Genomic DNA, 25,623 nt, shown 5'->3' with positions numbered 1-25,623 from the left:
CTGTTGGCGATCATCGGCGACGTGCGTCGCTTTAGCGGCCCGGAAAAGCTGGTGGCCTACGTGGGGCTCAACCCTGGTCAGCGCGACAGCGGCAAGGACAAGCGCATCAAGCTGGGGGTGGGCCGGCGAGGGCGCGGCGATCTGCGCCACCTGCTCATCCAAGGAGCGCAGGCGGTGCTGCGCGCCGGAGCTCAGACCACGCTGGGCCAATGGGGCTGGAAGCTCTTTGCCCGCAAAGGACATCGCCACATTGCCGTGGCCGCGGTGGCTCGCAAGCTGTTGGTTCAGGTCTGGCACGTCCTCTCGGACCATCCACCGCAAGCTCTGGAAACGAGCAAAAGCGTGACCCTTAAGCTGCACAAACTGGCCGTCACTCTGGGCAAGAGCCTGCGCGTGCAACTCGGACTGCCAGCCCAATTGAAGCCCTGCTTACTCGAACTGCAAAAGCGCTTCCTGCAACCCTCCGCCACTTAGCGCGCCCGGGCTGATGGGGGCTGCGCGCCCCCAAACCCCGCGCCGCTCGCCGCGGCGGCGTTTGGGGGGAACTTCCAGGCGTCGCCTTCGGCGACAGAAAGGAGAAACGAAAAACTTCCCAACAAAAAACTTGAATGACTACATGCCTGCAATCCGTGGTCACTCTTCATCCGGAATTAGTTTCGGTACACGCTCTGAGATGCGCTTGTGTCAGCGCAGGCGGTGCCACGTTTCGACGCCATTTTGTGAGGTTTTGTAGCTCAGCGTCTTTTCATCCAACGTCAGGATATGGCCGCCGTAGTATTTGCCATTCACGAGTTGGGGAATTTCCCCGCGAGTGAAGGTGAACGCGAAGGTATCGCTGTTGGATTGCCAGGTGCCAAAAGCGTCCTTGGAGATGATGCGTTCCTGATATTTTCCGTCGTACTCCACGGAGCCGTCGCCGTTGGATTTGAGATTCATGATCGCCTTGCAAGCGACGCCATGGACGTCACGTTCCAGGCCCCAGGTGCCGATCAACATCTCATGCTTACGGATGACGTTCTTTTGGTAGACCAGGTAACCGACGACGGCGATGACGATGAGCAGCAGAAATGTTTTCACGCGCCGCAATGGAAGCAACCGAAATGCCAGAATGAAGCGAAGGGAGTCGGAGCGAAGCCGTTCGATACGAATGGATTCAAAAAGCATTTTCCCAATGCCCGCGCGGGCTGTGGGTTGTGACTATTGACCCTCCCGGTAGAAACGATTAGAGGGCACTATGCGTTTTTCCTCCCTTCTACTTCCGCTTTGCGCCCTGGCGCTGGTGCTCACCATGCAGGCACGTGCGGAGGAAAAGAACGGTCTGCAGGTATCTGTGCAAAAGGTGACGCTGGATCGCGCGGATTTTCGCGGCGGCGATGTGAACATCGAAAATCTGGATCGCACGATGGGGCTGCGCGTCACTCTCCGAAACACGAGTTTCAAGGATATCAACGATGGCGAGGTCACCTGGGAGATCGTGAAGCGCAAATGGGACAATGCCGCCCTCGAGCTCACGACCGGGACGGACAAACTGCAGCCACTGCACAAAGGTGAGACCGTGGAAATCACGATGGGGGCGGCGCGAACCAGCGGTTTGATCAACGGTGCTGTCTTGCGCAAGGATGAGTTGGATTGGGAATTGATCTTCCGGCAGGGCGCAAAAGAGATCGCCCGCTTTTCCAGCAAATCGAATTTTCAGACGCTGCTGAAACGCGCGGCGCTGGTGCCGACGCCGGCGAATCCGGCCGCGGAGGCAGCTCCGGCAGCGACCGCGGCGCCCGCGCCCGCCACACCGGTGCCGCCCGCTCCCGCGAAGTAAGGGACGCCGGTAACAAAACAGTGGGTTTGGTGATCTTCGTTAACGGAAGCGCTTTACGGTGGGTCCTTCTGCGACGATAAGCGTGCCGATGCGTCTCCCCACACTTTTCGTTCTCCTTTCCGCCTCCTTGCTTTCCGCCGTGGCCAGCGGCGCGGATTTGCCGGGAAAACAGCCGGATGGCTCGGTGCTGCTGTCGAATCAATGGACGCTGCGGCCCGTGGGACGGCAGGTGCCGCTGGGCGATTTTCCGGTCAATCTCGCCCTGCACCCCGGCGGTAAATATGGCGCCGTCCTGCACTGTGGTTATGGCCCGCATGAAGTCGTCATCGTCGAACTCGCCACGGGCACTGTGGCCTCGCGCGCCAAGGTCGATGAAGCCTTTTACGGACTGGCTTTCTCGAAGGATGGCAAGCAGCTCTTCTGCTCCGGTTCCTCGGGCGAAAGCATCCACGTCTTCCACTTTGCCGATGGGCAACTGGACCAGCCCACGAGTTTTTCCCTGCGCGAGGCGAAGGAGCGGGGCGTTCCCTGCGGGTTGGTCGCGACGGCCGATGGCGCGACGCTCTATGTCGCCAATCTGTGGGGGCAAAGTGTCTCCCGTCTGAACCTCGCGAGTGGCACGCCTGCGGCCCCCGACCTGTCATTGCTGCCGGAAGGCGCGGCCGCTCCGAAGGCGCCGGTGCTGCCCAGGTCGACCGACGATCCTTCGATCACCAAGCGGGCCAACCAATTGCTCGAGACGACGGATCCCAAGGCGCCGTTTCCCTACAGCTGCCTGCTCGATGAAAAGAAGGGCCGGCTGTATGTGTCGCTCTGGGGTCAGGCGAGCGTGGCCGTGATCGATACGAAGACCTTTACCGTCAGCGCCCGTTGGGCGGCCGAGGATCACCCGAACGAAATGCTCCTGAGCAAGGACGGCAAGCGGCTCTTCGTGGCCAATGCGAATCGCAACACGGTGAGTGTGCTCGATACTGCCGACGGCCATTTGATCGAGACACTGCTCGCGGAATTGACTCCGGATGCGCTGTCGGGAAATACGCCGAACTCCCTCGCGCTCAGCCCGGATGGCAATCGCCTGTTTGTGGCGAATGCGAACATCAATACGATCTCCGTTTTCGAGGTGAACACCGACGGCAAATCGCGCAGCCTCGGGTTCATCCCGGTCGGCTGGTATCCGACCAGCGTACGCCTCAGCGCGGATGGCCGGACGCTCTACGTGGTGAACGGGAAGGGCGAAACTTCCTTCCCGAATCCGCAAGGACCCATGCACGGCAAGGGCAAAACCACCACCGGGCAATACATCGGCGGTCTGCTCAAGGGCACGCTTAGCATCATCCCGCTGCCGGCGGCCAGCAAGCTGGAGCCGCAACTGAAGGAATGGAGCGAGCAGGCTTACCGTTGCCTGCCGAAGATTCAGCGCAAGGCGGATGCGGCGAAGGGCGAGGATTCCAAGGCTGCGGCGGCGAATCCGATTCCGCACAAAGTGGGCGACGCTTCGCCGATCCAATACGTCCTCTATATCATCAAGGAGAACCGCACTTACGATCAGGTGCTGGGCGATCTCAAGCCGGGCAACGGTGATCCGTCCATCTGCCTCTTCGGCGAGCACGTGACGCCGAATCATCACGCCATCGCGCGGGAGTTCGTCACGCTCGACAATTTCTATGTGGACGCCGAGGTGAGCGCTTCCGGGCACGAGTGGAGCATGGGCGCGATCGCCAATGACTTCGTCGAGAAGACCTGGCACCTCAGCTATGGCCATGGCAAGAGCGGCAAATGGCCGTATCCGGCGGAGGGCGGTTTCCTCATTGCAACGCCCGGGGGTGGCTACCTGTGGGATCGGGCGAAGGAAGCGGGCGTGAGCTATCGCAGCTACGGCGAATGGGTGGCCAATGGCCGCGGGTTGGGCGCTCCGGTGACTCCCAAGGCGAAGTCGCTGGAGGGCCATTTCGATCCCTGGTTCCACAGCTTCGACACCGGTTATCCGGATCAGAAACGAGCGGATCGTTTCATCGATGAGCTCCATCGGTTCGAGAAGGAAGGCGACATGCCAAGGCTGCAGATCGTTCGCCTGCCGAATGATCACACCTCCGGGACCAGCCCCGGCAAGCCCACGCCGATCGCGCAAGTGGCGGACAACGATCTCGCGCTTGGCCGCGTGATCGAGGCGCTGTCGCATTCCAAATTCTGGGCGCACATGGGCCGTTTTCATCATCGAAGATGATGCGCAGAATGGCTCCGATCACGTCGATGCGCACCGGACGATTGCCTTTGCGGTGAGCCCGTACATTCGCCGCGGGACGGTGGATTCCACGATGTATTCCACCAGCAGCATGTTGCACACGATTGAGCTGATCCTCGGCCTGCGCCCGATGACCCAGTTCGACGCCGCGGCGATGCCGCTGTGGGCCAGCTTCCAGGCGCAGCCGGTGCTCACGCCTTATACGGTGAAGCCGGCGATCGCGGATTTGCAGGAGATGAACAGCAAGACGGCGTGGGGTGCCAAGGCCAGTCAACGAATGAATTTCGCCAAGGAAGACGCGGCCGATGACATCCAGCTCAACGAGATCATTTGGAAATCGGTAAGAGGGGCCAGATCGCCGATGCCCGCGCCACGCCACGCCGCCTTTGTCTTCACCAGCAAGAAGAAGGATAAGGACGACGACTAGGCTGAACCGACATTCGGTAGAGGTGTGACGCCAGCGGTCTTTTTAATCGCGGAGCGATATTTGTCTGTAGCCGTGGACTTTAATCCACGGAAACCTTTCCTCAGAGGCCTCGTCGCGGAGCGACGTCTGCCCTTTTTCTGTTCAGTCGTTGCCGCAAACGTCGCTCCGCGACGGGCCACTACAAACTCCTTTCCGTGGACTAAAGTCCACGGCTACAGGCAGGGATCGCTCCGCGATGAGAAGAATCGTCAACGCATGTTTCCGGTGAATGTCGATTCAGCCTAGCTGGATTGACTGGATTTCTCTTTGAAGCTGGGGTAGAGCGAAATACTTTCCACAAAGATGCAAGCCGCTGATGTTTATCCCGGGAGTGGTGTGGGTGCTTTGTCGCTCCGTGCGGCGTGGCGCTGGCTCCGGCTGGCGGCGGTGATGTTGCTGGGGTGGCAACTCGTTACCGGTGTCGGTTGGGCGCTCGATATCGTCACCGCGGATGGGCACTTGTACAAAAACTGCACGATCACCGAGGTCGAGCCGGGTGCGATCCGAATCATTTATGCCGATGGCGCGGCGCAGATTCTCTACGAAGACCTGCCACCGGCATTGCAGAAGCAATATTTTGATCCGGCCAAGGTAATGGAGGCCCGGAAGCAGGCCGCAGATGCCCGGCATGTGGCCGAGGCCAGAGCGGAAGAGGATCGGCGCCAACGTCAGATTGCCGCCGCGCAAGCCGCTGCACAGGCCGAGGCGCAGCGGGCCCGGGAAGCCGAAGTTCACCAGCGCGAGGAGCGGGTCCGGCAGCGGCAGGATGACGAGAAAAAGGCGCTGGCGCTGAAAGAGGCAGTGAAGCGGGCCATGGCCAAGCACCGGATTACGATGTTCGGCCTGGGCCTCATGGCCCTCGGCGCGCTGCTCGCGTTGTTCGTCTATTTCCTCCCGACGATCATCGGCCGGCACAAGGGGAACGCCGTCGCCATTTTTGCCTTCAATCTCTTTCTCGGCTGGACCCTGATTGGCTGGGTCTGCGCGCTCGTCTGGGCATGCACCGAGGATTCTGCGATGGAACGTCTGGCTCGCGAGCGGCTGAACGCGCCGCCGCAACCGACCACACCTCCGCAGCCATACCAGGCGCAGGGTGGCCCGCAATTGCCGCAAGGCGGCGTGCGGCGCCTGGATCAGGGCGGCCGTTATATCGAGGAGCAAGGTGGCCGTTACATCGAGAATGGCGGGCGCTACTTGGAATAGGTATTGCCAAGGCGCAAGCGCTGGAGATGCGGCGTTCTGGCTGATCTTACACATCTTTTCCCGGAAGGGACGATGAGTCACGAGGGCACTGGGAGGGGCGACTTCCTAGAAAAAACCCTTCACCGCGCAGCGGTGACCTCCGAAAAAGTGGCGCTTCGCGCGATGGGCCGGTCGGCGACTGGGAAGTCGTCGCTTCCAGTGCCATTCGGAGCGGCGTCTCTCTATTGCGGAGACTCTGTGTAAAGATCAGGCGCTCTGTCGCCGCCCCCGGCGGAAGTTCGCCCACCGTATCAGGGAAGCCACCGAGGCACGGTGACCGGCCATGGTGGCGGGCAGATTCGAACTGTTGTAGTTCCAGTTGCCGTCACATGAATCGCTTTCCTGTTTTTCAAGATCGCATTGCTTTTCTTCACCGCGTTTGTCCTGCGGCTCCCGGCGGAGGAAGTGACCGACATCCCGGAAATTGGCGCGCACGAACCGATTCTGGTCGTGAAGAAGAATGTCCACCCGGAGAATTTGATGGTCGTCTACACCAAGGTCGATGCCGACGGACATTTCGCGCCCGATCCTCACGATCCGAAACGGCCGATTCTCGACTTCTACTGGCTTATGGACGGCAAGGCTTACAAACCGGTCAATCCGCTGATCAAAATCGAAATCCGCAAGCACCTGGAACTCCAAACCAGTGGAGCCGATGCGAATCATTTCGTCATTAACCTCAATGACCTGAAGGAAGTCAGTTCGGATATCGGACAGCCGAAGGTGGAAGTCTCCGTCGATGGCCCTCATGACGTGGAAGCGCAAATGAATCTCGGCCCTTCCGACGGAAACGTCCGCATCCGGCTCACCTCGATTCACACGGACGGGCGAGCTTTTCCGCCGGCCGTCTACTCCGTGACGCTCGAGGGAGAAAAAGTGGCGAATGGCAGGCTGACGGGCAAGCAGATCACACGGAGATACGACGCGAAAAAATAAGCCTACCCCTTCTGCGTTTCTTTCGCCCAGGTATCCTTGAGCGTGATGATGCGATTGAAGACAGGCTTGCCGGGCGCGCTGTCCTTGGAATCGAGCGCGAAGTAGGCCATGCGCTCGAACTGATAGCGTTCGGCGAGGGTGGCGTCTTTCAGGCTGGGCTCCAGCTTGGCGGTGATCACCTGGAGCGAATGCGGATTGACCGCGCTGCGCCAATCGCGACCGTCGGCTTCCGGTTCGGCGTCGTGAAAGAGCCGGTCGTAGAGGCGCACTTCGGCGTCGATGGCGTGCGCGGCACTCACCCAATGGATCGTGCCCTTGACCTTGCGATTGCTCGTCGGGCCGCCGGTCTTGGAATCGAGATCCGCGGTGCAGCGCAGCTCGACGATCTTGCCGGCCGCGTCTTTGACCACCTCATCGCACTTGATGATGTAGGCGTACTTCAGCCGCACTTCGCCGCCCGGTTTCAGGCGGAAAAATTTCGGCGGAGGCACCTCGGCAAAGTCGTCCTGCTCGATCCAGAGCTCGCGCGAGAAGGGGATGGGACGCGTGCCACTTTCCGGCTGCGTCGGGTTGTTCGTCGCGGCGAGCTCCTCGGTCTGGCCTTCGGGATAGTTGGTGATGACCACCTTGATGGGATTGAGGACGGCGAGCCGGCGCAGGGCGCGGTCGTTCAGGTTGGTGCGGATGGCGTGTTCAAAGACCGCGTAATCCGTGCTGCTGATGAATTTCGTGACCCCCACGCCGATGGCGAAAGCGCGGACCGCCTCGGGCGGAATACCCCGGCGGCGCAGCCCGCTGAGGGTGGGCATGCGCGGATCGTCCCAGCCGCTGACAATGCCTTCATTGACGAAGGCGAGCAGCTTGCGCTTGGAGATGACCACGTGGGTGGGCATGAGCTTGGCAAACTCATACTGATGCGGCCGCGGCTGCGGCACCGGCAGATTGTCGACGATCCAGTCGTAGAGCGGGCGATGTACCTCGAACTCCAGCGTGCAGACCGAGTGCGTGACGCCTTCGATGGAATCGCTCAGGCAGTGCGCGTAATCGTAGAGCGGGTAGATGCACCACGCGTCGCCGGTGTGATGATGCGCGGCGTGCCGGATGCGATAGAGCAGCGGATCGCGCATCCAGACGTTCGGATGCGCCATGTCGATCTTCGCCCGCAGGGTGCGGGCGCCGTCGGGGAATTCGCCGGCCTTCATGCGCGCGAAGAGATCGAGGTTTTCCTCGACGCTGCGGTCGCGCCACGGGGAGGGCTTTCCGGGTTCGCCCGGGGCGCCGCGATAGGCGTCAGTCTGTTCGGGCGTGAGGTCACAGACAAAGGCTTTGCCGGCCTTGATGAGCGCGACGGCGTAGTCGTGCAGCTGCTGAAAATAGTCCGAGGCATAGAAGGGCTCGGTATTCGCGTCGCCTTCCGAGGCCGGTTTGCCGGAGGTGTCGCCCGCGTGCTTGAAGCGCAGGACGTGATCCGCCCAGCCGCCGATGAGCCACTTCACGTCTTCGATGATGCTCTCGACGTATTCGACTTCCTCCTTCGCGGGATTCGTGTCGTCCATGCGCAGGTTGCATACGCCGTCGAATTCCCGGGCGATGCCGAAGTTCAGGCAGATGGATTTGGCATGGCCGAGGTGCAGGTAGCCATTCGGCTCGGGCGGAAAGCGCGTGATCACCCGCTGCACCTTGCCGCTCTGGACGTCCGCGGCAACGATGTCGCGGATGAAATCGGAAGGTTTTGGTGTCTCGGGTGTTTCGGTACTCATGGATAAGAGGATCAGTAATTACGGTGAGAAAAGGGAGAAAGTCTAGGCTGAGTCGACATCGAACTTTGAGGAAGCTTCCGGAGCGGCGGTCTGCACCTGAAGCGAAGTCGGCGGATAGGAGATATGGGAGGAATAGGAAGAATAGGATCCTATAGCTCCTATTCTTCCTATCTTTCCTATTCCTCTCCTGCACGGAACGAAGATTGGCAGCCTTGCCGCCGCAGCTTACAAAACGCCCATGGAGAAAGGCCGACTCGAAGCATTCAGCGATGGCGTCATCGCCATCATCATCACCATCATGGTGCTGGAATTGAAGGTGCCACATGGCGCGAACCTGGCGGCGTTGCAGCCGCTGTTGCCGATCTTTCTGAACTACGCGCTGAGCTTCGTCTATGTCGGCATCTACTGGAACAATCATCACCATCTTTTCCAGGCTGCGGAGCGGGTGAATGCGACCATCCTGTGGGCGAATCTCCACCTGCTTTTCTGGATGTCGCTCATTCCTTTTGTGACGGGCTGGATGGGTGAGAATCATTTCGAGGCGATGCCGACCGCTCTCTATGGCGTCGTCTTGTTTTGCTCCTCGATGGCCTATCGGTTCCTGCAATGCGCGATTATCTCGGAGCACGGGAGCGATTCGAAGATCGGCGAAGCGCTGGGACCGGATTGGAAAGGCAAAATCTCTCCCGTGTTCTATCTCGTGGCGATTGGGTTTTCCTTCGTCAATGAATGGCTGGCCGATGCCCTCTATGTGCTCGTGGCGGCGATGTGGTTCATCCCCGACCGCCGCCTGGCGCGCGTGGCGAAGAAGGAAGACGAAAAGCCGCGTTGAGCTTTTGCTCGTCAAACGCCTGCCCCCGGGCGTTTCATCTCCGGCGGACCGAGCCATGAAAATTTCCCTGCTCAACTGGATGCGCGAACGGGCGAAGCAGAGGGGAGGAATACTCCTTTGGTTGGGGCTGGTTTGCCTCTGGCAGATCGATAGCTTCGCGGCCGACTCCGGGCAGGAGGCCAATGAAGATCCTTTTGGAAACCGAAACCTCGCCCAAGGCGCCACCTACGAAGTGCAGTGGTATCGGGATGCGTTTCGCAATGCGGTCATCGACGACAACCTCGTGCTGGTGGAGGCTTTTTTGCGCCATGGGATGAAGCCTGCGCTGCCGGATATTCACTCGAAGACCGGCGATATCCTGCACGATGCTGCCGACCTCACGCGGGATCCGCGGATGATCCGGTTGCTTTTGGCGAATGGCGCGAAACCGGGCGGAGGCGCTCATGACCGCGAGGCGACGGTCAACTATGCTTTGAGGATGGGAAATAAAGAGATCGTCGATCTGCTGATCGCCGCGGGCGCGGCCTGCGATCCAGTTTGGTATGACGCCGCCCTGGGGTTCGTCGACGATTTGAAAAAGCGCGATGCGCAGGAACCCATGGATGCCAGGGCCAGCGCGGCGGCGCTCGACTATGCAGTGAGTGCCGGCCAGGTGGAGACTTTCGATTGGCTATGGGCGAAAGCCCGTGGAGAGGATGCGGCAAAATCCGCCAGGCACCTGGAGAGTTTTTACGATCGGTCGGCAGGTGGTGGCCGTCTTGCGCTACTGTCGCATCTCGAAGACCTGGGGGTGAAGCCGCCATACGATAGCTTGAACGCGATCTGTCTCGCCCTGGCCGGAGGGCACGTGGCGATCGCCAGGCATTTTGCGGACAAGGGTCTGAAGTTGCCGCCGGATACCTATTTCCTGAGCGCAGTGATCGAGGGGCACCTGGAGATGGTGCAGTTGCTGTTCGACCACGGGGCGAACATCAACTTGCGGGGTCAAAATGGCCTTACGCCCTTGCGTTGCGCTGCTCAATCAGGCCGGGACGATATCTGTCAATTCCTCATCCAGCGCGGTGCGGATCTCGAAGCCCCGACCGATGATGGGCACACAGCCATCTGGGACGTTGTCGGAGGTTTACATTGCCCCGGGGCGCTGGCCCTGATGCTGGCGAACGGGGCAGACATTCCCATAGCGAAGGACGCCCGAGGCCTGACCTTGTTCGAAGGCGCTTTCGCCTTTACACCTCACCAAGCAGGGAGGATGGGCTTTCCCGGCCGGGTGCTGACGATGTCGCAGTTGCGGGATTACGAACAAGGTGAAGAAGGCATCATCGATCTTCTGGTTTCCGCCGGCTTTGACCCGAGTAGCAAGGCAGGCAATGTGACGCCGCTGATGGCGTTGCTTGGTTTTAATCACTACCCCGCGGCCCGAGCGCTTTTGCGGCATCATCCCGATCTGCAGGTGAAGGACTCGGTGGGCTACCCAGCGATCTTTTATCTCTTCGATTCGTGCCGCGGCCGCTTTCCGGTCGATGTCCTGGAAACCTTCTTGAAACAAGGCTGCGATCCGAATGGCAGCTATCCGATCCCGGACATGACCCCGCCGACCGAATTGACGGCGCTCGAGCAGGCGTTGGGCTCTTTTTCCCATCCCGGCGACGAGGAGCGAGCGGATCATCGGACCGCCGTCCGCAAACTGCTGGAGTACGGAGGCAAATTTCCCGGTGTGAAGAGCGAGGCCGATCAGGCGCTGCTCCGCGCGGCGGCGAGCGGTGATTTGAAAAAGATGCAGGAAGCCGTGTCGGCGGGCGCCTCTCTCAATGTGAAGGAAAGCTTGGGCTACACGCCGCTGCTGATCTCGGCAATCCTCGGGTATGGCGACAACTTTGCCTGGCTGCTGGCGCAGGGAGCGGATCCGCAACAGAGCGCGACCAAACTCGGAGAATCGTTGTGGCCGGCGATCGTGCGGGCAAATCGTGCGGATACGGTGAGGCTGCTCATCGCCAAGGGAGTCGACGTGAGCAAGGGCAACAGTGGCTTGAATATCGCCGTCGAGACCGGCAACGAGGAAATCTTCAATGCATTGATCGAAGCCGGGGCGAATCCGAAAGATGCCGATGTTTTTTCCTGCATCCAAAATGGGCGCGTGGCAATGGCCCGGGTGTTGTTGCGGCTCGGAGTGGACCCGCAGCCGCCGCCCGTGGCGGAAAATCGCGGGAACGTTTACTGGACGGTCTATTACAATCAGCCGGAAATTCTGAAGCTGCTGCTGGAGCGCGGCGCCCAGCCCGACATGGTGGACATCTATCGGGAAACGCCGCTTTCCATGGCGGAGAAGTTCCGCAAGGAGATGGTGCCGATCCTGGAAGAGGCGATCGCCAAACGCGCCACGGAGACGAAGAAAGAGGAAGCCAAAAAGGACGGAGCGAAGTAAGGGCGGGACGATCAGAGTTGGAGGGCGCCGCGGCGTCGGCGCTGGGTGAAACCTCCCGCTCCAGCGTCGATGGCGGGACGCCCTCCAGCGGTCTTCTGTTAGTCGGAAATCACTTCGAGAAACTCTCAGAGGGTGTGCCGAAATTCAATATGAGCGGAGGAAGGACCACGGATTTCACGGATTACAGAAATCCGCGTCGGCTCGTCTCATCCGTGAAATCCGCGTAATCCGTGGTCAAAAACTCCTTTTGTCCGACCTTCGGAACACTCTCTCAGCGATTGCCCTTGCTGGAAACTCGCAGGATCGCCTCGGCCAGCGCGCGATAGTCTTCGGTGCTGTTGTACGCTTGGGCGGAGAAACGCACGTAGCGGCGCTTCGGTTCACCCCAGCGGACGACCGGCACTTCCAGGCGGTGCTCGGCGTGGAGCTTGTTCTGCACAGGATCGAAGCGCCCGCCGTCGATGGGAAGCTGCTGCAACGGCTCGGGAAGCATCATCGTGGCCATGCTGGCGATCAGCTCATTCGGGCACGGCAGGGGTAGATTGAAATGACCGGCGAGCAGGGCTCGAGCGGAGGTGGCGAGCAGGCGATTGCGGTCGCGCAATTCCTCCCAGCCCCCGGGGAGCAATGAGGCGCCCCACTGGATGGCCGCCGGTACGCTTAGCCACGCCGTGGGATCGAGGGTGCCCGGCCAGTCGAAGCGATCGTGAAACGGGCTGCGGCCGGGGCGGCGGGTATTTTCACCATGGCTCATGACCGCCGGGCGCAACGCCTCCTGGCGATCCGGCCGGGCCCAGAGGAACGCGGCTCCCTTCGGCGCGCAGACCCATTTGTGCAGATTACCCGTGTAGTAAGCGGGACGGAGCAGTCCGACGTGCAGCGGCACGGCGCCCGGAGCGTGCGCGCCATCCACGAGGGTATCGATGCCATGAGCCTCCAGCGCGCGGATGATCTTGGCGACGGGGAAGACGAGCGCGGTGGGGCTGGTGACGTGATCGATCATCGCCAGCCGCGTGCGCGGAGTGACCGCGGCGAGAACGGCTTCGATGATCTGCGTTTCGTCGCGCACCGGGAAGGGGACCTTGGCCACCACGACCTTGGCGCCGACACGCGCGGCCACTTCCGTCAGGACATTGCGGCAGGCATTGTAGTCGTGATCGGTGGTGAGCAATTCATCCCCCGCTGAGAGATGGAGCGAGCGCACCACGGCGTTGACCCCGGCGGTGGCGTTGGCGACGAAGACGAGGTCGTCCGATTCCGCCTTGAGAAACTTGGCCAGCTCCTCGCGCGCGGCGTCGATCAAATCCGGCAGATCGCGCCAGAGAAATTGCACCGGCTGGCGCTCCATGCGGGCACGGAATTCGGACTGGGCTTCGAGCACGGCACGCGGGCAGGCCCCGAAGCTGCCGTGATTGAGAAAAATCACGTCCGGATCGAGCGTCCAATGATCGGCGAGAGAACTGGGCATGCGGGGAAGTTTTAAGTGATCAGTTTTAAGTTTTAAGAAACACCTCACAGATTGCGACCTCGATCCGAGTTCGGAGGGCTCGCTCGCAAAAAGATACTTAAAACTTAAGACTTAAAACTGAAAACTACGTCTGTGGAACCGCTGTCGCCGACCATTGGTGCCGCGCAAGAAATTCCTCGGCCAAGGCTTTATAGGCCGTAGCGCCGAGGCCGCCCGGTTCGTATTCGATGATCGGCTTGCCATGGCTCGGGGATTCACTGAGGCGCACGGTGCGCGGGACCACGGTCTTGAAGATGACGTCGCCGAAGTGGGTCTGCACTTCGTTGATGACCATGGTGGCGAGATTGTTGCGCATGAACATCGTCATGAGGATGCCGCCGATGGTCAGGCCTGGGTTCGCGCCGCACTCGCGGATCTCATTCACGATGTGGTGAATCTTGCTGAGGCCCTCGAGGGCGAAGTATTCACACTGCAGCGGGATGAGGAGCTCGTCGGCCGCGGCGAGGGCATTGGTCATGAGAATGCCGAGCGAGGGCGGGCAATCCAGGAGCACGAAATCAAACGTGGCATCGTGGCGAAATGGATCGAAAGCGGCCCGCAGCCGGGTGAGATGGTCTTCCGCGCGCGCGACTTCGATTTCCGCGCCGGCCAGGGCCATGTCGCCGGGGATGATCCAGAGGTGATCCCACCGCGTCGGCACGACCTTTTCCGAGATCGGCGCACCGCCGAGTAACGGTTCGTAGATGCTGTGGCCATCGATCGTCGGCAGGCCCAGGGCGCTGGTGGCATTGGCCTGGGGGTCGAGATCGATGAGCAAAGTCTTCACGCCCCGTGCCGCGAGGCAGGCGGCGAGGTTGACGCTGGTAGTGGTTTTGCCGACGCCGCCCTTTTGGTTGGCGACCGCGATAATTCTCATATTGGGGGCGGGAGTTTAGGCGGGGTAAGACGTTTGAACAGAATTGATTGAAGGGAAAGACAGGAGGGAAGGCAGGGAAAGACAGAACATCCAACATCCAACACCCAACATCGAACATCCAATGACGCAAGCGCAGGGCCGAGCTCCTGATTGGATGTTGGACGTTGGGTGTTGGATGTTGGATGTTCTGCCCTTTTCGCATGATCCCGATTACCGAACGTTTTCTCTCTGATGCCGGCGGCTGGCAGGCGCTGAAACAGGCGCGCGCCTTGCACCAGATGGGCCGGGTCATTGCGGCAAAATACGAACCTCCGCTTCTGGAGGGAAGCGTCCGGGAGGGAGAGCAGGAGTTTCGTTCGGGACTGAAGATTCTGACCGCGTCCAACGTGGAGAATCTGTGCACCTGCCGGGAGTCGCGGCTCCGCGGGGTGATTTGCGCGCATTCGCTGGCGGTCGGGTTGGAGATCATCAATCCGCGCCAGGGAGCGGTGGCGCCGGCGGGCGGGAAATCGTTCTCTGGGGTCTTGGGTGGTGTTTCGCGTGGGCCGTCGACGCCGTCGGTGCCTGCGGGCGAACGGCCGAAGTTCTATTTACAGGTGGAGGGCTCGCTCAACTACCTCACGGCGAAGCTGGATGCGGAATACAGCACAGGGAAGACGACGATGACGGGTCATCGCCGGTATGCCCATCCGGCCGAAGAGGCGGCCATGGAGCGTTTGCAGAAGGCGGGATTTGCCGAACCGGATGCGAAAGGGGAAATGGTCTTGAAGGGAGAACCGAAGATTTTGGCGTTCTTTGCCGGGGAATTGCCGCGGTTGCAGCGGGACTGGGAGGTGACGCTGGGGGCGCGGTTCGATTACGTGACGCGCGATATCGAGCGCGTCGAGCCGAAGCTGCAGATCCGTGGCTCTGGCGAGAATTGGTTCGATCTTTCCCTGGAGCTGAGCGCTTCGAGTGGGGAGCAGTTTTCCGCGGCGGAAATCCAGCGGCTGCTGCAATCGGGACAGAGTTCGACCAAGCTGAAGAACAAGAAGGTGGCGGTCTTCGATCCGCTGGCGTTGGAGCAGTTGCAGCAGGCGCTCACGGAGTCGAATCCGCAGCAGCGGCAGCCGGGAATGTATCGCGTCTCCAGCGCCCATGCGGGTTATCTCGATACGCTGGCACGTGAGCAAGGCACGCGGGTGCACGCGGATGCGCGGTGGAATTCGTGGACGGAAACGCTGCGGGACATCACGCGGTTGCCAGCGATGCCGTTGGGTGACCTCGAGGAGGTGCTGCGCGGTTATCAAAAGACCGGCGTCTATTGGCTGCAATTCCTCGCGACGCATGGCCTTGCCGGAATCATTGCCGATGAAATGGGTCTCGGAAAAACCGTGCAGGCGCTGGCGTTTCTGCGGGCGCTGGGTGGGCGCGCGCTGATCGTTTGTCCTTCTTCGCTGGTCTTCAACTGGGCGCGGGAAGCGGCGCGGTTTACCCCGGAGCGGAAGGTATTGGCCATCGTGGGCGAAGGACGCACGAAGTTGTTCGGGCCGCCGTTGGAGCAGGCGGAGTTGGTGATCACGAGCTATCCATTGCTGCGGCGCGATGTGGAGCGGTATCGCGACTGGGAATTCGCTGCGGCCGTTCTGGACGAAGCGCAGCACATCAAGAATCCCGATAGCCAGAATGCCCAGGCGGCTTGCGCCTTGCGGGCGAAGAATCGCTTTCTCCTGACCGGCACGCCGATCGAGAACTCGCTCAAGGACCTCTGGTCGCTCATGCATTTCCTCATGCCGGGCTATCTCGGCTCGGCGAAGGATTTCCGCGAACGTTACGAGCGCGATATCCAGAATGATCCGCTCGGTGCGACCTCGAAGCGATTGCTGCAGCGCATTCGGCCCTTTGTGCTGCGTCGCACGAAGCGGGCGGTGGCCACGGAATTGCCGGAGAAGATCGAGCAGGTGTCGTACTGCGAGCTGACTTCGCGACAGAAGGATGTCTACGCGGAGTTGGTCAAGGCGACGCGGCGTACGCTCTCCGATCTCGCGGGCGGCAAGGACCAGGGCAAGGCGCGGATTGCCATGCTCACGGCCTTGCTGCGTTTGCGGCAGGCCTGTTGCGATCTGCGATTGCTGGGGCAGGATGACATCGAGTCGGAGCAGGCTTCGGCGAAGATCGAATTGCTACGCGAGTTGCTGGCCGAGGCGGTCGATGGCGGGCATCGCGTGCTGATCTTCAGCCAGTTCGTGTCGATGCTCACGTTGCTGCGCGAAGCGCTCACCGAGGATGAGATTCCATACTGCTATCTCGACGGCTCGACCAAGGATCGTGCGGCGGAAGTGGATCGCTTCCAGGCGGGTGAGACGCCGGCGTTCCTGATCAGTCTCAAGGCGGGTGGTGTCGGCTTGAATCTCACCGCGGCGGATACGGTGATCCATTTCGATCCGTGGTGGAATCCGGCGGTCGAAGCACAGGCGACGGACCGCGCGCATCGTATCGGCCAACAGAAGGTCGTGACGGCTTACAAGCTCATCGCGCGGGATACGGTGGAGGAGAAGATCCTGGCGTTGCAGCAGAAGAAACGGGCGCTGGTGGATGCGACGATCGAGAGCGAACAGCCGTTGATGGATGGGCTGAGCTTGGATGAGATTCAGGAGATGCTGACGTAAGATAGGAGATGATCCTTACGGAGAACACTCAGCGGGAAGGCGCGAAGCGCTCCAAAAAAACAATGTCATTCTGAGCGGAGCGGGGAAGCATGGGCGGAGTCGAAGAACCTCCAATTTCCGTGGGTTTTCGCGCGGAGCCAGACGGCGGAATTGGTAGTGATATGAATCTGCCATATCGTTCTTCTTCAGCTGTTGAACTGTAGGAAAGTCGCTTTCTACGGCAGGGGGCGCCTACGCTCCGCGCAAGAACCCGCAGAAGTCAGAGGTTCTTCGACTCCGCCCATGCTTCCCCGCTCCGCTCAGAATGACCGCATTTTTGTGGACCGCTCGCGCTTCCGCTATTTCACCGTCTGTTCGACCCCGAGCTTCGCCAGTACCTCCGGCGGAGGCCCATCGAATTTCACCAGCGGCACGTTGCCGATGTAGCCGATCGCTTTCCATCCCGCTTCGGTGCCGTAGTAGGCACTCGCCGCGAGGGAGCGGAACTTTTGGAAAAACGCGGCGGCTTTCTTGAACTCTGGCTTGGCATCCGCCGGCCAGCAGATGTCATCGGCGATGGCGCTCTTTTGCTGCTCACTCAGGGCGCTGAATTTTTTGCTGAAACGCTTCTGCGCTTCTTCTTCCAGCCATTGCAGACCGGGGAGTAGCGCCTCGCGATCCTTCTGCTGCTGCGGATACGGCGCACTGACCCATTCATCGATGAACTCGGGGACGCGCACGGCACTGGCAGCGGGGCCGAGATGATCGGCCGGCAGGATAAGATCGGCGAGCGCGATAACGGTCTCTCGTTGCACCGGCGTGAGAGTGAGCGGCCAGAAATCTCCCGGTTGGTAAAACTTCGAAAGATCCGGATCCATGCCGTAACCCTTGGCCGGGGAGGCAGCGGCTGCAGCTTCCACCGTGCTGCCGAGATTGGGAAGTTGCGTGGCCGCAGCGATAGCGGCGAACCATTTCAGGACTGTGCGTCGGGGCAGGCGAGAGGAGGAGGATTCGTCGTGGTTCACAGGTTTCCTTTCTTCGCTTGGTCCACGATGTAATCCCCCGCACGCCAGGCGAGCGCCATGATGGTGAGCGTCGGATTCTTGTCCGCATTCGATGGAAACGGCGCGCCATCGCAGAGGAAAAGATTCTTCACGTCCCACACCTGGTTCCAGCCGTTGCAGACGGATTTCTTCGGATCTTCGCCCATGAGCGCACCGCCGACTTCGTGGATGACCTTGCCGCCCGCGTCGATGACGGTCTTCGCCGTGGAACCTTTGCGCATGCGCACCTTGCCGCCCATGGCCTCGATCATCGCGCTGAACGTCTGGATGCCATGCTCGACCATGTTGATCTCCTGGTCGCTCCAGCGCCAATGCCAGCGCAACACGGGGATGCCCCATTTGTCTTTCACCTGCGGATCGATCTCCGCGAAGGAGTGCTCATTGGCGATCATCTCGCCGCGCACGGTGTAGCCCACGAACGAGCCGTAATAACGCCGGGCCTCCTCCTTGAATTTCGTGCCATAGGCGCCGCGGGCGAGATCGTCGGACAGGGGATTGCGGCCACCCGGCATGGCGCGTGTGCCGTTAAATTCCACGTGATAGCCACGCGAGAAATTCATCTTCCCCGCCGCCTGGTCCTTGTAGTGATACCACGGGATATACATGTGCGGACCGCCCGCGCCGTCTTCATTGTACGGCGGCAGATTTTCCAGCGCGGGAATCTGTCCGCCCACGCTGCCGCCGACGGAATCCATGATGTATTTGCCGACCAGACCATGGGCATTGCCGATGCCCTGCGGAAAAGCCGCGCTCTTCGAGTTGAGCAAAATCCGCACGGTCTCGCCGCTGCTCGCCGCGAGCACCACGGCCTTCGCCTTTACGCGCTCTTCCTTGCCGGAGGTCTTGTCGATGTAGAGCACGCCGTTTGCCTTGCCATCCTGGCCGAGCGTGACTTCGCGGGCGTGCGCATTCGGGATGATGTCGAGATTCCCCGTCGCCAGCGCCGGCGGCAGGTGCACGGTGGTGCTTTGATAATTGGCGCGCAGGCTGCAGCCACGATGGCAATCCGTCGCCCAAAAACACGCGCCGCGGGCCCGCATGGAATCGGCCACGATCTTCTGCGCCCAAGCGTTGCCGGGGTGCAGCTTGGCGGGAATGGTGTCCGCATCGAGGGGGCGGGTGAGCACGGCGCGATGAATCGAGATCACCGGGATGCCCAGCGGCTTCACGCTCTTCTGTAAATAGAGCTCGGAGGCGCGAGCCTTGGGCGCGGGCAGCAGCACTCCATCCGGGGAGTTCGGCGTATTCTCCAGCCCTTCATTCGTGCCGTAGACGCCGATGAGCATTTCGACCTTCGTGTAATAAGGCTCCACGTCGTCGTAGCGGATCGGCCAATCGAAGCCGAGTCCGTCGCGACTGCGCGGCTTGAAGTCATACGGACCGTTGCGCAGGGACATGCGGCCCCAGTGGTTTGTCCGTCCACCGAGCATACGCGGACGCCACCAGTGGAATTGTTCCTCCGGCTTGTCGCTCGCCTGGGTGTAGGGCTCGTCCGGGATTTCCCAGCCGCCGTCGACCGTGGCGTCGGTGAAACCCATCTGCTTGTCCGGCGTGGGCGTATTGAGCAGCGGCGTTTGCTCCGGACGATGGAACATCGCCGTCTGCGTCGCCGGATCATAGGCGCGCCCGGCTTCGAGCATCACGCATTTCAATCCGGCCAGCGTCAGCGTGTAGGCCATCTGGCCACCGCCGGCGCCGGAGCCGACGATGGCGACGTCGTATTCTTCCTTCGCCTGGGAGGCAGCGATGATCGGCATGAGGGGGAGTGCTTGGTGCTTAGTGCTTAGTAATCAGTAATCAGTAATCAGTAATCAGTGTTCAGTAATCAGTGTTCAGTAATCAGTAAGAATGACTGCGAACGTGAACTACTGATTACTGATTACTGATCACTGAATACTTTCGCCTACAGGTCGATCGCGCGTTTCTCCGCGTGCGAGCGCAGCGCGGCATCGAAGATCTCGTGGCTGCCCACCGCTTCGTCTGGCGTGGCGCAGCCGAAGCGTTCACCGAGTTGTCCAGCGTGTTCGGCGGCGAAGGCCGCGAGCATCTGCTGGAAGCAATCGGGGAAGCCGGCTTCGAAAATGCCGCCGGTCACGACTGGGAAGGCGCTTTCGCCCATCCCTACATCGTAGCGTTCCCAGATCTGTTCCTTGCCGCGGCGGAAATGCCAGAGCGTCTTCGTCTCCTTGCTGGAGTAACGCACGCCGCCCTCGGTGCCGAGCACCTCGAGATACCAGGTATTCATTTCACCGGGCGCGAGGCGCTTCGTTTCGAGACGCATCGGGACTTCCTTCCCAGCGATGTCGACGTCGCAATGGATCAGCGCATTATCCCACGTGTCGCATGGGGCCATGCCGCCTTTGCCATCGGGTCGCTCGGTGTAAATCTTCTGCAATTGTGCATAGACGCGCTTGGGCTTCCAACCCAGCCGCAGCGGCACGTGGGCCGTATGCATGCCGAGGTCGCCCATGACGCCAATCTCGCCGCAGAATTTATTCTGCCGCTTCCAGTTGATCGGCTTGTTCGGGTCGAGATCGCTGGCGTGATGGAACCCGCTGCGAATCTCGAGGATATGGCCGAGTTGTCCGCTGCGCAGATAGCGCACGGCTTTCTGCACGCCGGGGCAGGAAGGGGAATTCCGACGAGCAGCGCACGAAACGTCCGAGCTCCTTCGCGGTGTCGCGAATCTTCTGCGCGGCGGCGAGATTGATGCCGAAGGGCTTTTCCGCGAAGAGATCCTTCCCCGCTCTTCAGCACGTCGAGATAGAGGCTCTCGTGCAGATGATGCGGCACCGCGACGTAGATGACATCCACGAGGTCGCTGGCGCAGAGTTCCTTCGAATCCGCGGTGAAAAGTTTCACCGACGGGATGCGGCGAAACCATTCGCGCACCGGCTCCGCGAGATCGCAGATCGCCGTCAGCTCCAGTTGCACGGGAGCGTCCGTGAGCGCGCACCAGCGGCCGATCGCGCTGGCCATTTCGCGGCCCATGAGGCCGCCACCGATGATACCGAGGCGAAGGGTCTTCATTTCTCGGCGATGAATTTGATGGCTTCCTTGGCGGTCGCACTTTCGTGGACGATGGACATGAGCGCGCGGGTCATGCCGGCTGGGTCGCGATGCTGGATGATGTTGCGGCCGTAAACGATGCCGGATGCGCCTTGCTGGATGAGCCGCTCCGTGCGTTCGAGGATTTCCGCGTCGGGCGCCTTGCCGCCGCCACGCACGAGCACCGGGATGCGCCCGGCGATTTCCACCACGCGGTGGTAGACGCCCACGTCGTCGGTCGGGTCGGCCTTGATGATATCCGCGCCGAGTTCCACCGCCTGGCGGACGAGTGGGATGATCTTGTCGGGATCGCCATCCACCATGTAACCGCCGGCCTGTTCATTCGGACGGAAGACGAGCGGCTCGATCATCAGCGGCATGCACCAGCGTTCGCACTCCGGCTTGATCTTGAGGATGTTTTCGATGCACTGGTCGGTCACCTCGGGCTGGCCGGGGATGCGGAAGAGATTGACCACCACGCAGGTGGCATCGAGGCGCACGGCTTGTTCGCAGGCGTTGCCGATCATGCGGCTGAAAAGCGTGCGCGGCAGCTCGGAGCCGTAGACATTGGCCACGTCCGTGCGAAGGACGAGCGCGGGCTTCTGCTTGCCGGGAATGCGCTGGAGCAGTTCGGCCTGGCCGATGGTCAGCTGAATGGCATCCGGGGCGGCCTTGACCAGCGAGCGCACGGCCAGTTCGAGGTTTTCGATACCTTGGAGGAAGCCACGCTCGTTGAAGAAGCCATGGTCGATGGCGACATCGAAGCAGCGGTTGGATTTGGAATTGAAGAGACGGTTGAGGCGGAATGCTTTCATCGAAAGGAGGCATGGAGCGTGTCTGCAGATGGGCGGCGGGGCAAGCGGTTTTGTATACAATTGTCCGAACGGCCAACTTGCATCCATCGGGCGAAAGTTGTCTCATCGGCACCTCTTCCCCTGAAATTCCCCCTCATGAAGCTGCTCTCCCTCCTCCTTTGTGCCGGCCTCGCGTCTGCCGCGTGTGCCGAAGATCTCAAGATCCAGCGCGATATTCCTTACACGGACTCGGCGGACGCAGCGCAGAAGCTGGATGTTTACGCTCCGCCGGGCGCGAAGGATTTGCCAGTCGTGGTTTGGATTCACGGTGGCGGCTGGGCGCAAGGAGACAAGGCCGAGGTGCAGGAAAAGCCGGCGGCGTTTGGGAAAAAGGGGTTCGTCTTTGTCTCGGTGAATTACCGGCTGTGGCCGAAAGTGTTGATGGGCGACCTCATTCACGACGTGGCGAAATCCGTCGGTTGGGTGCACACCCACGCAGCGGAATACGGGGGCGATCCGCACCGGATGTTCATCATGGGGCATTCCGCAGGGGCGCAACTTGCGGCGCTGCTTTGCACGGATGAGCGGTTGCTCAAGGCCGAGGGTGTGCCGTTTTCCGATGTGAAAGGCTGCGTGCCGGTGGATGGCGACACCTACAATGTGCCGGCCAGCGTAGCGCTCTCCGATACGCGCTGCCGCGTTTACAATTTGCCGGAACCGAAGGGAGGGCACCGAGCGAAGTTCGGTAATCCGGAGCAGCAGGCGGATTACTCCGCGGTGAATCACGTGAAGAAGGACAAGGGTATTCCGCCGTTCCTACTACTGCACGTGGCCACGCACCCGGATACGACGTTGCAGGCCCAGGATCTGGCCAAGGCGCTGAAGAGTGCGGGCGTGTCCGTGAAGGTCTTTGGGGCGAAGGACACGGATCACAGCAAACTCAATAACAACCTCGGCGTGGAGGGGGATCCGGCCACGAAGGAGTTGTTCGAGTTTGTGGATCAGGCTTTGAAGTAGTAACGGAGCGATTTCCTTTCCCCGGTGTCATCCTGAGCGGAGCGCTCGTGGGCCAGTGGGGAGCGCGCAGTCGAAGAACCAGCCGAACAACCAGCGAGGATCTCCAGTAAAGCGGCGGGGGCCTTCGACTGCGCGTCCCGCCCCCTTCGCCGCCGGGACGCTCCGCTCGGGATGACACGCAGGAAGGGGACTTCGTGTTACGCCCGAAAACCGAACCGCGTGCCGATTTCGAGGACCTGGGCGAGCGGCAGCATGCCACCCGTGCAGGTCTCGTCGGCGAGATTGGCGGCCGCGGCGCACACGCCGTAGCGGAGCCAATCCTTGACCGGCAAATGCTCATGCCAGCCGAGGAGGACACCGGCAGTGAAGGCATCGCCGGCGCCGGCGGCGCCTTTGATATAGCTGCTCGGGAGCTTCACGCTCGCGTGCTCGCAGAATTGTCCGTCGCGGCCGAGCGCGGCGCCGCCTTCGGGAAAATGGATGATGACGTGTTCGCGGACGCCCGCGGCGAGGATTTGCTCCATCGCTTTTTTCAAGGCGACGCGATCGAGGCCGCTATCGGTGCGGATGGGCAGTCCCGTGACCCGTCCCGCCTCGAATTCATTCATGATGCAAAGGTCGACATGCTTCAGCGCGGGCGAGACAACCTTGGCGAAACGGTCGCTGTCTTCGCTCACCAGATCGATGCTCGTCTTGAGCCCGGCGGCTTGGGCGCGGGACAGAACTTCGGCGGCCACGGTGCCGTATTGCGGATGCTCGCTGTCGAGGATGTCGAGGAGGAGCAGATAGCCGAGATGGAACAAGCGAGCTGTCGTCTTGCTGAAATCGAAGTGCGGCGAATCGAGCAGCGCATTCGCGCCCCGCGCGTGAAAGAAGGTGCGGCGGCCGTTCGACTGGACGGTCATCACGTCCGTGTAGGAAGTGGGCGCCTTATCGGTCTGCTGCAGGGCGCTGGCGTCGATTTTGAACTTCACGCAGTCGTCGAGAATGATCTGCCCATCGCCGTCCTGGCCGACGAGACCGACCGCGGCGAGGGGGAAGGGAGTCCCAAGCTTGGCGAGGTCGATGAGGATATTGTAAGGCGAACCGCCGGTGCCGTGCGTGCTGGAGAGAATATTGGCCAGCGCGTCCTGCGACGGCCAGGTGTCGATGATTTTGACGTGGTCGATGATCCAGTTACCGCCGGCAAGGATTCCTGAGCGTGTGTTCATTTTGCGAGGGGCAGGAGGATTCACGCCACGCGCGCCGGGGCAAGCGGAAATCATTTTAAAACGCAGAGGTCCAGCGCGGCAGAGCCGCGACCAAAGAATTTTTTAAACGCAGAGGCCGCAGAGGCGCAGAGAAGAATTGTTGAGAGGGACTGGTGGATTTAAAAAAAACGCGGATGGGCGCCCACACGACCTCGAATCGGAAAACGTCTTCATCCTCCGCCTCATCTGCTCCTGGTCCGCCCAAAAACCACCGAAATGGCGTTTTATTAAGCAAAATTTAATATTTTCGCTAAGGGCGAAACTTGTTGGGACTTATTGGGTTAACCCGCCCCAAGAACACACAGCATTATGGACATCAACCAACATCTCCCTTCCCCCGAAGATTATTGCGTTACGCGCCGCCAATTCCTCAACCGATTTGGCATGGGCTTTGGCGCGTTGAGTCTGGCCGGCCTTCTCGGCGCCTCCCTCGGCAGCGGCAGCGCCCAGGCGGCGATGAACCTTTCACCCCTGGCGCCCAAGCAACCCCAATTCCCGGGCAAGGCGAAGCGCGTCATCCATATTTTCTCCCAAGGCGGCCCGTCGCACATCGACACTTGGGATCCGAAGCCGGAGATGGAGAAATACATCGGCAAGGATGTGAAGGAAATCGGCGGCATCCCGCTGCCGACACAGTTCAAATTCACCAAGCGCGGCCAGAGCGGCGTGGAGGTGAGCGAAATTTTCCCGAAGATCGGTGACCACATCGATGACATCGCGGTCATCCGCTCGATGAATACGGACATCCCCGCGCACGATTTCGCCACGCTGATGATGAATACGGGGTCGGGCCGTCTGGTGAAGCCCTCGATGGGTGCATGGGTGCTTTACGGCTTGGGCGCGGAAAATCAGAACCTGCCCGGTTTCATCGCTCTCGGCGGTGGTCTTGGTGGCGCGGCGAACTGGCGTTCGGCCTTCCTGCCCGGCGCCTTCCAGGGAACGCTGGTAGGCAACGTCAGTGGCCCGGTGGACCGGATCATTGAAAACATCCGCAGCCAATTCGCCACCCGCCCTCAACAGCGCCGGCAGATCGATCTGCTCAAGGCGATGAACGATCTGCACACCGAGCGCCAGGCGCACGAGGCGGCACTGGAGGCGCGTCTCCAGTCCTTCGAGCTCGCTTTCAATATGCAGGCGGAAGCGATGGACACTTTCGACGTCACCAAGGAACCGCAGAACATTCGCGATATGTATGGCGATACCGAGACTGGACGCCGCATGCTCGTCGCCCGCCGCCTGGTGGAAAATGGCGTGCGTTTCGTGCAGGTGTGGGCGGGAAGTTGGGATCACCACACGGATGTGAAGGGCAATCTCGAGAAGCAGGCGGCGTTGCTCGATCAGCCGGTCGGCGCGTTGCTCACCGATCTCAAGCAGCGTGGCATGCTCGAGGATACGCTGGTCGTGTGGGGCGGTGAATTTGGCCGCACCCCGCGCCATGACAAGGGCGCTCGTGGCGAACCGGGCCGCGATCACCATCATCGTGCGTTCTGCGCGTGGATGGCCGGCGGCGGCATCAAAGGCGGCCAGGCTTACGGTGCGAGCGACGATTTCGGCTACGACGTGGTCGAGAACAAGGTGCACGTCCATGACTTGCACGCCACCATCCTCAACCAGCTCGGCTTCGATCACGAGAAGCTGACTTATCGCTACAATGGCCGCGACTTCCGGCTCACGGACGTCTTCGGCAATGTGGTCACGGGGCTCGTTTCCTAATTTTTGCGCA

At 61.0% G+C, this 25,623-nt stretch carries 19 protein-coding genes and 1 pseudogene; 11 read left to right on the top strand and 9 right to left on the bottom strand.

Going from position 1 to position 25,623, the window contains the following annotated elements; translation table 11 throughout:
• Positions 1-474 (top strand): transposase (locus CFE428DRAFT_RS26805; RefSeq protein ID WP_157447643.1); only part of this gene is annotated, 474 nt, incomplete at its 5' end.
• Between the two features lie 210 nt (positions 475-684).
• Here the strand turns inward: CFE428DRAFT_RS26805 and CFE428DRAFT_RS26800 are convergent.
• Positions 685-1,077, bottom strand: a complete 393-nt coding sequence (locus CFE428DRAFT_RS26800) for a hypothetical protein (RefSeq protein WP_131990036.1) — start codon at positions 1,075-1,077, stop codon at positions 685-687.
• Positions 1,078-1,234: 157 nt separating this feature from the next.
• Between CFE428DRAFT_RS26800 and CFE428DRAFT_RS38490 the strand changes: the two genes are divergently transcribed.
• From CFE428DRAFT_RS38490 to CFE428DRAFT_RS26780, 5 genes are all read left to right on the top strand, one after another.
• Positions 1,235-1,816: a hypothetical protein gene (locus CFE428DRAFT_RS38490; RefSeq protein ID WP_006982827.1), complete on the top strand. Its 582-nt coding sequence runs from the start codon at positions 1,235-1,237 to the stop codon at positions 1,814-1,816.
• Between the two features lie 88 nt (positions 1,817-1,904).
• The gene (locus CFE428DRAFT_RS26790) at positions 1,905-4,040 is read left to right on the top strand and encodes a YncE family protein (protein ID WP_006982826.1); all 2,136 of its coding nucleotides are present in this window, start codon (positions 1,905-1,907) and stop codon (positions 4,038-4,040) included.
• Positions 4,041-4,092: 52 nt separating this feature from the next.
• A complete protein-coding gene (locus CFE428DRAFT_RS39225) occupies positions 4,093-4,485 on the top strand; it encodes a hypothetical protein (RefSeq protein ID WP_202797512.1) in 393 nt (130 codons plus the stop codon).
• 342 nt (positions 4,486-4,827) lie between these two features.
• Positions 4,828-5,727, top strand: a complete 900-nt coding sequence (locus CFE428DRAFT_RS39220; RefSeq protein ID WP_006982824.1) for a superinfection immunity protein — start codon at positions 4,828-4,830, stop codon at positions 5,725-5,727.
• 399 nt (positions 5,728-6,126) lie between these two features.
• On the top strand, positions 6,127-6,702 hold the full coding sequence (locus tag CFE428DRAFT_RS26780) for a hypothetical protein (RefSeq protein ID WP_006982823.1): 576 nt from the start codon (positions 6,127-6,129) through the stop codon (positions 6,700-6,702).
• Between the two features lie 2 nt (positions 6,703-6,704).
• Here the strand turns inward: CFE428DRAFT_RS26780 and glnS are convergent, their stop codons facing one another.
• The gene (glnS, locus tag CFE428DRAFT_RS26775; RefSeq protein WP_006982822.1) at positions 6,705-8,462 is read right to left on the bottom strand and encodes a glutamine--tRNA ligase; all 1,758 of its coding nucleotides are present in this window, start codon (positions 8,460-8,462) and stop codon (positions 6,705-6,707) included.
• Between the two features lie 238 nt (positions 8,463-8,700).
• On the opposite strand from glnS, the gene CFE428DRAFT_RS26770 reads away from it, so the two are divergent.
• Together CFE428DRAFT_RS26770 and CFE428DRAFT_RS26765 are read left to right on the top strand one after the other, a co-directional pair.
• Positions 8,701-9,294, top strand: coding sequence for a TMEM175 family protein (locus CFE428DRAFT_RS26770; protein ID WP_006982821.1), 594 nt, complete (start codon positions 8,701-8,703; stop codon positions 9,292-9,294).
• A gap of 55 nt (positions 9,295-9,349) precedes the next feature.
• Positions 9,350-11,716: an ankyrin repeat domain-containing protein gene (locus CFE428DRAFT_RS26765; RefSeq protein ID WP_006982820.1), complete on the top strand. Its 2,367-nt coding sequence runs from the start codon at positions 9,350-9,352 to the stop codon at positions 11,714-11,716.
• Positions 11,717-11,987: 271 nt separating this feature from the next.
• Here the strand turns inward: CFE428DRAFT_RS26765 and CFE428DRAFT_RS26760 are convergent, their stop codons facing one another.
• Together CFE428DRAFT_RS26760 and CFE428DRAFT_RS26755 are read right to left on the bottom strand one after the other, a co-directional pair.
• Complete coding sequence (locus CFE428DRAFT_RS26760) at positions 11,988-13,184, bottom strand: aminotransferase class V-fold PLP-dependent enzyme (protein WP_006982819.1); 1,197 nt, start codon at positions 13,182-13,184, stop codon at positions 11,988-11,990.
• 124 nt (positions 13,185-13,308) lie between these two features.
• Positions 13,309-14,100 (bottom strand): ParA family protein, encoded by a 792-nt coding sequence (locus CFE428DRAFT_RS26755; protein WP_006982818.1) that lies wholly within the window; start codon positions 14,098-14,100, stop codon positions 13,309-13,311.
• A 200-nt stretch (positions 14,101-14,300) separates the two neighbouring features.
• On the opposite strand from CFE428DRAFT_RS26755, the gene CFE428DRAFT_RS26750 reads away from it, so the two are divergent.
• Positions 14,301-16,748 carry a DEAD/DEAH box helicase gene (locus CFE428DRAFT_RS26750; protein ID WP_006982817.1) on the top strand — a complete coding sequence of 816 codons (2,448 nt, stop codon included), beginning with the start codon at positions 14,301-14,303 and terminating at the stop codon, positions 16,746-16,748.
• A gap of 338 nt (positions 16,749-17,086) precedes the next feature.
• On the opposite strand, the gene CFE428DRAFT_RS26745 is transcribed toward CFE428DRAFT_RS26750, so the two are convergent.
• The 4 genes and pseudogenes from CFE428DRAFT_RS26745 to CFE428DRAFT_RS26730 form a co-directional block, all read right to left on the bottom strand.
• Positions 17,087-17,752: a gluconate 2-dehydrogenase subunit 3 family protein gene (locus CFE428DRAFT_RS26745; protein ID WP_006982816.1), complete on the bottom strand. Its 666-nt coding sequence runs from the start codon at positions 17,750-17,752 to the stop codon at positions 17,087-17,089.
• Positions 17,749-19,548: a GMC family oxidoreductase gene (locus CFE428DRAFT_RS26740; protein ID WP_006982815.1), complete on the bottom strand. Its 1,800-nt coding sequence runs from the start codon at positions 19,546-19,548 to the stop codon at positions 17,749-17,751. The genes CFE428DRAFT_RS26745 and CFE428DRAFT_RS26740 overlap by 4 nt, the downstream gene beginning before the upstream one ends.
• 146 nt (positions 19,549-19,694) lie before the next feature.
• Positions 19,695-20,821: pseudogene (locus CFE428DRAFT_RS41390) on the bottom strand (Gfo/Idh/MocA family protein).
• Positions 20,818-21,654, bottom strand: coding sequence for a class I fructose-bisphosphate aldolase (locus tag CFE428DRAFT_RS26730; protein WP_006982813.1), 837 nt, complete (start codon positions 21,652-21,654; stop codon positions 20,818-20,820). Before CFE428DRAFT_RS26730 ends, CFE428DRAFT_RS41390 begins: the two are co-directional and overlap by 4 nt.
• A 135-nt stretch (positions 21,655-21,789) precedes the next feature.
• Here CFE428DRAFT_RS26730 and CFE428DRAFT_RS26725 point away from each other — a divergent pair, with 135 nt between their 5' ends.
• The gene (locus CFE428DRAFT_RS26725) at positions 21,790-22,650 is read left to right on the top strand and encodes an alpha/beta hydrolase (protein WP_006982812.1); all 861 of its coding nucleotides are present in this window, start codon (positions 21,790-21,792) and stop codon (positions 22,648-22,650) included.
• A gap of 197 nt (positions 22,651-22,847) precedes the next feature.
• On the opposite strand, the gene CFE428DRAFT_RS26720 is transcribed toward CFE428DRAFT_RS26725, so the two are convergent.
• The gene (locus CFE428DRAFT_RS26720) at positions 22,848-23,861 is read right to left on the bottom strand and encodes a carbohydrate kinase family protein (RefSeq protein ID WP_006982811.1); all 1,014 of its coding nucleotides are present in this window, start codon (positions 23,859-23,861) and stop codon (positions 22,848-22,850) included.
• Positions 23,862-24,209: 348 nt separating this feature from the next.
• Here CFE428DRAFT_RS26720 and CFE428DRAFT_RS26715 point away from each other — a divergent pair, with 348 nt between their 5' ends.
• Positions 24,210-25,613, top strand: a complete 1,404-nt coding sequence (locus tag CFE428DRAFT_RS26715) for a DUF1501 domain-containing protein (protein WP_006982810.1) — start codon at positions 24,210-24,212, stop codon at positions 25,611-25,613.
• The last annotated feature ends 10 nt before the right edge of the window (positions 25,614-25,623 follow it).

Origin of the sequence: Chthoniobacter flavus Ellin428 (assembly GCF_000173075.1) — a bacterium.
In the GTDB taxonomy this organism is placed as follows: domain Bacteria; phylum Verrucomicrobiota; class Verrucomicrobiia; order Chthoniobacterales; family Chthoniobacteraceae; genus Chthoniobacter; species Chthoniobacter flavus.
This window is presented reverse-complemented; position numbering and strand designations above follow the sequence as displayed.